Origin of the sequence: Corynebacterium pilbarense (assembly GCF_026930265.1) — a bacterium.
Taxonomy (GTDB): Bacteria; Actinomycetota; Actinomycetes; order Mycobacteriales; family Mycobacteriaceae; genus Corynebacterium; species Corynebacterium pilbarense.
This window is the reverse complement of record NZ_JANRML010000011.1, coordinates 70,150-78,514: the sequence shown is the minus strand read 5'-3', so window position 1 is coordinate 78,514 and position 8,365 is coordinate 70,150. Positions and strand designations below refer to the sequence as shown.

6 protein-coding genes and 2 tRNA genes are annotated in these 8,365 nt (G+C 61.0%); all 8 read left to right on the top strand.

Annotated elements, in window-relative coordinates:
• Positions 1–146: 146 nt before the first annotated feature.
• The 8 genes from gltX (at position 147) to NUW87_RS08795 (ending at position 8,354) form a co-directional block, all read left to right on the top strand.
• Positions 147–1,634, top strand: a complete 1,488-nt coding sequence (gltX, locus tag NUW87_RS08830; RefSeq protein ID WP_269028110.1) for a glutamate--tRNA ligase — start codon at positions 147–149, stop codon at positions 1,632–1,634.
• A gap of 157 nt (positions 1,635–1,791) precedes the next feature.
• Positions 1,792–1,863, top strand: a tRNA-Gln gene (locus tag NUW87_RS08825).
• A gap of 30 nt (positions 1,864–1,893) precedes the next feature.
• Positions 1,894–1,966 (top strand) — tRNA-Glu (locus NUW87_RS08820).
• 63 nt (positions 1,967–2,029) lie between these two features.
• A complete protein-coding gene (locus tag NUW87_RS08815) occupies positions 2,030–3,262 on the top strand; it encodes an alpha/beta hydrolase (RefSeq protein WP_269028107.1) in 1,233 nt (410 codons plus the stop codon).
• A 25-nt stretch (positions 3,263–3,287) separates the two neighbouring features.
• Positions 3,288–4,553, top strand: a complete 1,266-nt coding sequence (locus tag NUW87_RS11800) for an alpha/beta hydrolase (protein ID WP_269028106.1) — start codon at positions 3,288–3,290, stop codon at positions 4,551–4,553.
• Between the two features lie 79 nt (positions 4,554–4,632).
• Complete coding sequence (locus NUW87_RS08805) at positions 4,633–5,694, top strand: ABC transporter substrate-binding protein (RefSeq protein WP_269028105.1); 1,062 nt, start codon at positions 4,633–4,635, stop codon at positions 5,692–5,694.
• A gap of 3 nt (positions 5,695–5,697) precedes the next feature.
• Positions 5,698–7,314, top strand: a complete 1,617-nt coding sequence (locus tag NUW87_RS08800) for an ABC transporter permease (RefSeq protein WP_269028104.1) — start codon at positions 5,698–5,700, stop codon at positions 7,312–7,314.
• Entirely contained in the window at positions 7,311–8,354 is a 1,044-nt protein-coding gene (locus NUW87_RS08795; protein WP_269028102.1) for an ABC transporter ATP-binding protein, read from the top strand. Before NUW87_RS08800 ends, NUW87_RS08795 begins: the two co-directional genes overlap by 4 nt.
• Positions 8,355–8,365: the final 11 nt, after the last annotated feature.

Sequence of the window (8,365 nt, the reverse complement as noted above, 5' to 3'; positions counted from 1 at the left end):
GCCGGTTCTGCGGCCGCATAATGTTGTGCCGGTTCTGCGGCCGCATAATGTTGTGCCGGTTCTGCGGCCGCATAATGGGGGGGGGACAGCGGTGGGGACCGGAGGACGTCGATAGGCAAGGGGCTCTGCGCGCTACGATTGCGCACATGACTGACTCTTCAATGCGTGTACGTTTTTGCCCGTCACCTACTGGAACCCCGCACGTGGGCATGGTGCGCACGGCACTGTTCAACTGGGCGCAGGCGCGCCACTCCGGCGGCACGTTTGTGTTCCGCATCGAGGACACGGATGCCGCGCGTGACTCGGAGGAGAGCTACCAGGCGATTATCGAGTCGCTGGAGTGGCTGGGCCTGACCTGGGATGAAGGTATCAATGTGGGCGGCCCGCACGAGCCGTACCGCCAGTCCCAGCGTTCTGAGATCTACACGGACGTGCTGAACAAGCTCATCGAGGCTGGTGAGGTGTACCCGGCGTACTCCACCAACGAAGAGGTCCAGGAGCGTCACAAGGCCGCCGGCCGCGACCCGCAGCTGGGCTACGACAACTTCGACCGCGACCTGACGCAGGAGCAGATCGACGCGTTTGAAGCGGAAGGGCGCAAGCCGGTGTGGCGTCTGCGCATGCCGGACCAGGACTGGACCTGGAACGACCTGGTACGTGGCGAGGTGACGTTCAAGTCCGAAACGCAGCCGGACTTTGTGGTCGCCCGCTCCAACGGTGCACCGCTGTACACGCTGGTCAACCCTGTCGACGACGCGCTGATGGGCATCACTCACGTCCTGCGCGGCGAGGATCTGCTGTCGTCCACCCCGCGCCAGATGGCGCTGTACGAGGCGCTCAAACGCGTCGGCGTCGCAGAGTTCACCCCCGAGTTCGGCCACCTGCCGTTCGTGATGGGGCAGGGCAACAAGAAGCTGTCCAAGCGTGACCCGGAATCCAACCTGTTCAACCACCGCGACAACGGCATCATCCCGGAAGGCATGATCAACTACCTGGCGCTTCTGGGTTGGTCGCTGTCTGCGGACCAGGACATCTTCAGCGTCGACGAGTTTGTCAAGGCCTTCGACGTCAACGACGTGCTGGGCAACCCGGCCCGCTTCGACCAGAAGAAGCTGGAGGCCATCAACGCCGACCACATCCGACTGCTGGACCCGGAGGACTTCCGTGACCGCCTCCGCGCGTACCTGACCGAGCACACGGACTTCCCGGAGGATTACCCGGCGGACAAGTTCGCCGTCGCAGCGGACCTGGTGCAGACCCGCATCAAGGTGCTGTCTGACGGCTACAACCTGCTGATGTTCCTGGTTACTGCCGACGAGGATCTGGAGCTGGACGAAAAGAGCGCGAAGAAGAACCTCAAGGACACCGCCATCGAACCGCTGGACGCGGGCATCGCCGCTCTGGAAGCGGTGGAGGAGTGGACCACGCCGAACATTGAGGCGGCGTTGAACAAGGCGCTTATCGACGACCTCGGGCTGAAGCCCCGTGTCGCATTCGGTGCCCTGCGCGTTGGCGCGACCGGCGCTGCAGTGTCTCCGCCGCTGTTCGAGTCCATGGAGCTGCTGGGACGCGAGTCCACGCTGAAGCGTCTGCGTGCGGCACGTGAGGTGACTCCGTACCAGGCCGCGGAGTAGTTACAACGCTGTTGTTATAGCGCAATAAATGCCACCGCGATTTGCGCGGTGGCCTGCGGATTTGGTTGCTTTAGCTATCCATGGTTATAGTAATCCACGTTGTTCAGCAGACAGGCGCAACACCGAAAGGGAAAGCGCAAGTCAGGCTGGAAAACGATGGCCTATGGTGTAATTGGCAACACAACGGTTTCTGGTACCGTCATTCTAGGTTCGAGTCCTGGTAGGCCAGCTGCAGAGCTTGTAAGTTCTGTGTCCTAATGCCCCGTTCGTCTAGCGGCCTAGGACGCCGCCCTCTCACGGCGGTAACACGGGTTCAAATCCCGTACGGGGTACAACGTAACACCTCCGATCCAGTTGCTGGGTCGGAGGTTTTTCGCTTCCGCTATTGTGATCGCATGGTATGGAAGTTGTCGTCGCTGTTCAGCGGCGAAATTCGTCAAAGCGGCTCCAGTCTCATCGACGCGTTCAGTGTGCCAGCAGCAGCGTCGAGCTTGTCGTCGTCGATTCCACTGCTCGCAGTGCCGGCGCTGTTCCTCGCAACGCTTGGCGGGGGTGTCTTCGGTGCGCCGCTCTACGAGGGGTCGTCGGCAAGCGGGTCGTCGATAGGCAATGGCTCCAGCAACGTTGCCGAGACGTTCCCGGATCCGGACGCGAAGCCCGCGACCCTGAAATCAGTGACACACATTGAAAACGACGTCTACGAGGTCGTCGTGTACTCGCCATCGATGGATAGAGAGGTCAAAAACGAGGTAATCCTGCCCGGCGGGCCGGACAATGACACGCCGCGTCCCACGTTTTACTTGCTGATGGGGGCGGACGGCGCCGCCAACGGCTGGTCCTGGCGAAACTCGTCCGATTATCAGGAGTTCTTCCAGGACAAACTGGTCAATGTGGTCACGCCGATCGGCTCAGTCTCGTCCATGCAGGCTGATTGGTACCGCGAAGACGATGCGACGGGGCGCAACAAGTGGCTCACGTACCTCACCAAAGAGCTGCCTCCGCTTATGGACGAGCAGTTCCACGGCACCGGCACCGACGCCATCGCAGGCATTTCCATGTCCGGCGGGCCGGCACTGAATATTGCGTCGTTGGAACCGGGGCGGTTTGCCGCCGCGGCGTCGTACTCCGGGTGCCCGGCCACCTCCGGTGTTCTCGGCGACACATACGTGCGCCAGGCCCTGAAGCTCAACGGGGCGGATCCCCGCAAGATGTGGGGCATGTCCTCCAACCCGGCGTGGATGGCGCACTCGCCCGTGCTGCATCTGGACGCGCTGGAAGATACGAAGCTGTTCATCTCCGCCGCGCAGGGAGTGCCCGGCGCTATCGACGACACGAAGACGTCCTCCGAGCGCATAGGTCCGCCCGTGGCGATCGAGTCGGCGTCGTACGCGTGCTCTGAATACTTCGTGGATAGGGCGCAGCGTGCCGGCCTGGACGTGCAGTGGTACCCGCAGGTGGAAGGCACGCACAGCTGGGGCCTGTTTGAGAAATCCATGCGCAAAAGCTGGGGCGTGATCGGGCCGGCGCTCGACGTGCAGCCCTTCGAGCGGGAGACCCCGGTTACGAAGGCGCCGGTTCCGGAGGAGGCGCCGCAGCCCGTCGGCGGGTCTGCAGGGGCGAGCAAGTGATGGGTGTTCAGCTACAGTTTCGGATGTGAAACAACATTGTCGTCGGGGCGTCGCCGTGTGTGCCGCAGCCACCACACTCAGCCTGTTAGTTGCCCCGCCCGCGCAGGCGGTGGAAAGCGGGGACGCCCTTGGGCTCGTCGATAGGCAGCACGATGCCCCTGCGTTGAGCTCGGCAATAGCCACGATCTTCGGCTCCGGCGGGCTCGGATCCTCGCTGGCGGACGGGTTCGGGCAGCTGCGGCCAGGCACCCCGCCACTGGCGGTGCCGATCATCCTGCTCGGCGCGATGATGAGCGGGGCGTTGGGCGACCTCCTGTTCGGCCGGTACCTCTTCGGCGGCAGCTCCGTGGTCGCGGACGCGCTCGGTTCCAGCACCGTGGTTGACCGCACCTTCCCGGACCCGGACGCGCCGCCCGCACAATTCCGCAAGTTGGAGCACCTGCAGGACAACGTGTGGTTGCTTACCGTCTACTCTCCGTCCATGGGCCGCGAGATTGTAAACGAGCTGATCCTGCCCGCCGGCGGACCAGAAAACACGGCTCCGCGGCCGACGTACTACCTCCTCGGCGGCGCCGGCGGCGGCGAGAAAACTCCGTGGTGGAAGGACGGCGGCGCCTCCGAGTTCTTCGCGGACAAGCACATCAACGTGGTCACCCCGCGCGGCTCCGTCGGCTCGCAACAGGCCGACTGGGCGGAGGAGGACCCCAAGCTCGGTGTGTACAAGTGGACCACGTACCTGACGAAGGAACTGCCTCCGCTTATCGACGAGCACTTCCACGGCACCGGCCGCGACGCCATCGCAGGGCTGTCCATGTCCGGCGGGCCGGCGCTGCACATCGCGGCAATGGAGGACCGCTACGTCGCCGCCGGCACGTACTCGTCCTGCCCGTCCACCACGGGCCTGGTGGGGCAGGCCTTCGCGTACGGCACCGTCAAACAGTTCAAAGGCGACCCGTCGAAGATGTGGGGACGAGCATGGGACCGCGCGTGGGCGGCACATTCGCCCGTGCTCAACGTCGAGGCCCTCAAGGGCAAGAAACTGTTTTTGACCGCCTCGCGCGGACTGCCGTCAAAGCGGGACGTGCCGGTGGAAGACTCGCCGGAGCCGCTGCTGGTGCCGGATGAGCAGCTGGCCTACACCTGCACGCTGCACTTCCTCTCCGAGGCGCGGCGCAAAGGGCTCAACCCGGACTGGTACGAGTTCGAAGAGGGCACCCACAACTACGGGTTGTTCCGGCGGGAGCTGGTTGCAAGCTGGGCTACCTTGGGCCCGGCGCTTGGTGTGGAATAGAGCAATTTCATCGGCGAGCGGGCACGCAAATCTGGTGTTAAGGTGAGCCAGGTTTTTACCTTGCATAAAGGAGTCGCTCATGAAATTCACAAAGAAGTCCCTTTCAGTTGCTGCAGCAGCAGGCGTTGCAATGCTCGCTCTTGCGGGTTGCTCAGAACCCTCCGAGAACGCTGGCTCCAACACCGCGACGTCCGGTGCAGAAGATGGTGCTACGGACTCTGCCGCCGGTTCTCTGACTCTCTACACCTCGGAGCCAGAGGACAAGGTTGACCAGGTTGTCGCGGCCTTCAACGAGGAACACCCGGATGTCGACGTGGAAGTGTACCGAGCTGGCACCGGCGATCTGAAAGCTCGAATTGAGGCTGAAAAGACCTCCGGAGCAGTGGAGGCAGACCTGATTTGGGCAGCGGATGCTCCGACGTTTGAGGACTTCAAGTCCGATGATCTCCTGGCGAAACTGGAGAACGTCGAAACCGGTGATGTGATGGACGGTGCCGTTGATTCTGAGGGCTACTACGTCGGGACCCGAATTATTCCCACTGTCATCGCTTACAACACTTCCGTGATCGATGAATCTGAAGCACCGAAGTCTTGGACCGATCTGACGGATGCACGCTTCCGCGACAAGATTGTCATGCCGGACCCGGCAGTTTCCGGGGCAGCCGCATACAACGCGACGGTGTGGATGAACAACGAGCAGCTGGGCGAGGATTGGATGACCGCGCTTGGTGAGAGCGCCCCGATGATTGCCGCATCCAATGGTCCCACCTCGCAGGAGATTGCTGGCGGCGGCCACCCAGTTGGTGTGGTTGTGGATTACCTCGTTCGCGACCTCGCCGCGCAGGGTTCTCCGATTAAGGAGGTGTACGCCACCGAAGGTTCGCCGTACATCACCGAGCCGATCGCTGTGTTTGGTGATTCCAAGAATCCGACTGCAGCAGAGTTGTTTATCACTTTCCTGTTGTCCAAGAAGGGGCAAGAGCTCGCCGTGGAGCAGAATTACCTGCCGGTCATCGACGGGGTCGGCACCCCTGGAGATGCCCCGGCACTCGATGACATTGCCCTGATGGATGCAGACCTGAAGACTCTCACTGATGATCGCGCGCGTTCCGTGGAGTTCTTCCAGGGCGCAATGAATTAGCGGATGAAACGACGCGAATCTTCGCCGGGGCTAAGTCTCACCCGCATCGGTGTGTGGCTGGTTGCCTCGGCGGTTTTCATTGTTCCGCTTGCATTCGTGGTCTCTCTCGCGTTCGGCGGAAATCAGTTTCCGGTGCTTATGAGCGAAGGGCTGGGACGGGCTACATGGAATTCCGTGTACACCACCGTGCTGTCGTCCGTAGGGGCCGTAATCGTAGGCGGATCTATTGCGATTTTGTTGGAGAGGACTGAAGTGGGAGGCGCGGCTTGGCTGCGCTTGTTTCTGCTCTCGCCCTTACTAATTCCGCCCTTCGTCGGTGCGATTTCTTGGCTGCAGCTCTTTGGGCGAAACCAAGGGCTGAATGCTGTCTTTGGCCGACCGCTTTGGGACCTTTACGGCGCCGACGGGATCATTTTTCTCATGACGTTGCATTCTTACCCGGTGGTGTACGTCATCATTTCGGCGGCATTGCGTCAGATTCCGTCCGATTTGGAACTCGCCGCCCGCGTATGTGGCGCAGGCAGCGGCACTGTACTGCGGACAGTCACCATCCCTCTTCTCGGGCCAGCGTTCCTCAGCGCTTTCACCCTGACGGCGGTTTCAAACCTTGCCGATTTCGGTATTCCTTCCATCCTCGGTTCACCTGTGCGCTTCGAAACACTTGCCACCATGTGCTACCGGTTCATGGAATCGGGGACTGTGAGCAACCCCTTGCAAGTTGTGTCGACAGTCGGTGCAATTCTGATGGTTCTCGGGATCGCCGCCGTGGTGGCGGACTACGCGGTGGCACGGCGATCTTCCTCTGCCGTGAGTGGGGCATCGACAGTGAAGCTTTCTTTGGGCGCCGCCAAGATCCCGGTCACCGTGGGGGCATGGGTAACGGCGCTGGCAATTACGCTGGGGCCGCTTGTGGGGCTCACAGTTCGTGCGCTTCTTCCCGCGCCCGGAGTTCCGTTTACGCTGCAAACGATTTCGCTGGATAACTTCCAACGCACATTAAACAATCCCCGGGTAATTGATGGATTCGTCAATTCGACCGTGCTTGCCGGTGGGGCTGCGCTGCTGTGTGGTTTGCTGGGTTGGGCGATTGGGATTCTCGTCACACGGACAGACTCCCGTACCAACACACCGATGTCACTGGTAACACTGCTTCCAGCGGCGCTGCCAGGTTTGATTATCGGGGTCGGTTGGCTGATCGTCGGTAGATATACGGGGCTGTACAACACCCGTTGGGTCATTCTTCTTGCTTACGTATGCGCGTTCACTTCGCTGGTGCTGCAGGCGGTGCGCGCACCGATGAGCAAGATCCCGATTGCAACCGAGGAAGCGGCCAGGATCTCGGGAGCGGGTCGGGTCCGCTCCATAGTGGACACTTCAGGAAAGATGGCGGCCCCTGCTGCTTTTGCAGGCGCTGTCCTTGTCGCTGTCACCGCAGTTAGGGAGCTAACTGTATCGATTCTGCTGGTCGCGCCCGGCACGACGACGATCGGTGTGCAGTTGTTCAACTTGCAGCAGTCCGGAAACTATAACCAGGCGTCGGCGTTGGCGCTGATTTTCGCGGTCATCGGCATCGCCGCTCTGGCTCTGACCGTGCGTAACCCCGACAAGGAGTCACGATGAGCGACATCACCATCGACAATCTCAGTGTGGTCTTTCCAGACGGGACCACGGGCTTAGAAGGTATAGATCTGAGGGTCAACAGCGGTGAATTTGTCGCTTTGGTCGGCCCTTCTGGATCTGGAAAGACGACCTTGCTTCGAACTCTCGCTGGGTTTGTTGATCCGTCCTCCGGCACAATCTCGCTTGACGGTCTAGATGTTTCTCGCATGGCGCCAGAAAAGCGGAACATGGGCATGGTTTTCCAGCAGCATGCAGTGTGGCCTCACATGAGCGTTGCTGAAAATATCGCCTACCCGTTGAAGCGAGGAGGGGTCGGGAAGAAGGAACAATCGCTGCGCGTTGAAGAAGCCCTGCGGACGGTTGGGTTGGAAGGGTTTGGCGGGAGACGGCCTTCGACGCTATCGGGAGGACAGCGGCAGCGTGTCGCACTAGCCCGTGCCATCGTCTCAAAGCCACGCGTTTTGCTTTTGGACGAAGCATTATCCGCCTTGGACGAGCCACTGCGCGACAGCTTGCGTCGGGAACTTGTTGCGCTGACAAAACAGTCGTCTCTCACGGCTGTTCATGTAACTCATGACCGTAAGGAAGCAATAGCGATCGCTGACCGAATTGCGTTGCTGCGCGACGGCAAACTTGAACAGTTCGCACCACCCCGAGAGATTGTCTCCCACCCCGAGTCGCCTTGGGTGGCCTCATTCGTCTCCGATGCGACTTTGCTGCCGGGAACGATAGATGATGGCCGAGTAATTACCCACGCACCGGCGCTATCTTGGAAGGCCAACGATGTGGAAATGGTCGGAAATGCAAGTCGTGATGTCACGGTTGCGGTGCTACCTGATGCAGTGGAACTAGTAGCGGACGGTTCCCAGGCAGTTTCACATGGGACAATTACCTCAGCGCTATTCGAGGTGACGGGGTACTCGCTCACAATCGACGTCGAGGGCGTGGAGTTTCGCGCCCGCGCTTCAACCCGTAGGAGCCCAAAGGTCGGGGATCGCGTCGGCATGGTTATCCATAATCCACTCGTTTACTCCAGGTAAAGGCTCCTGAC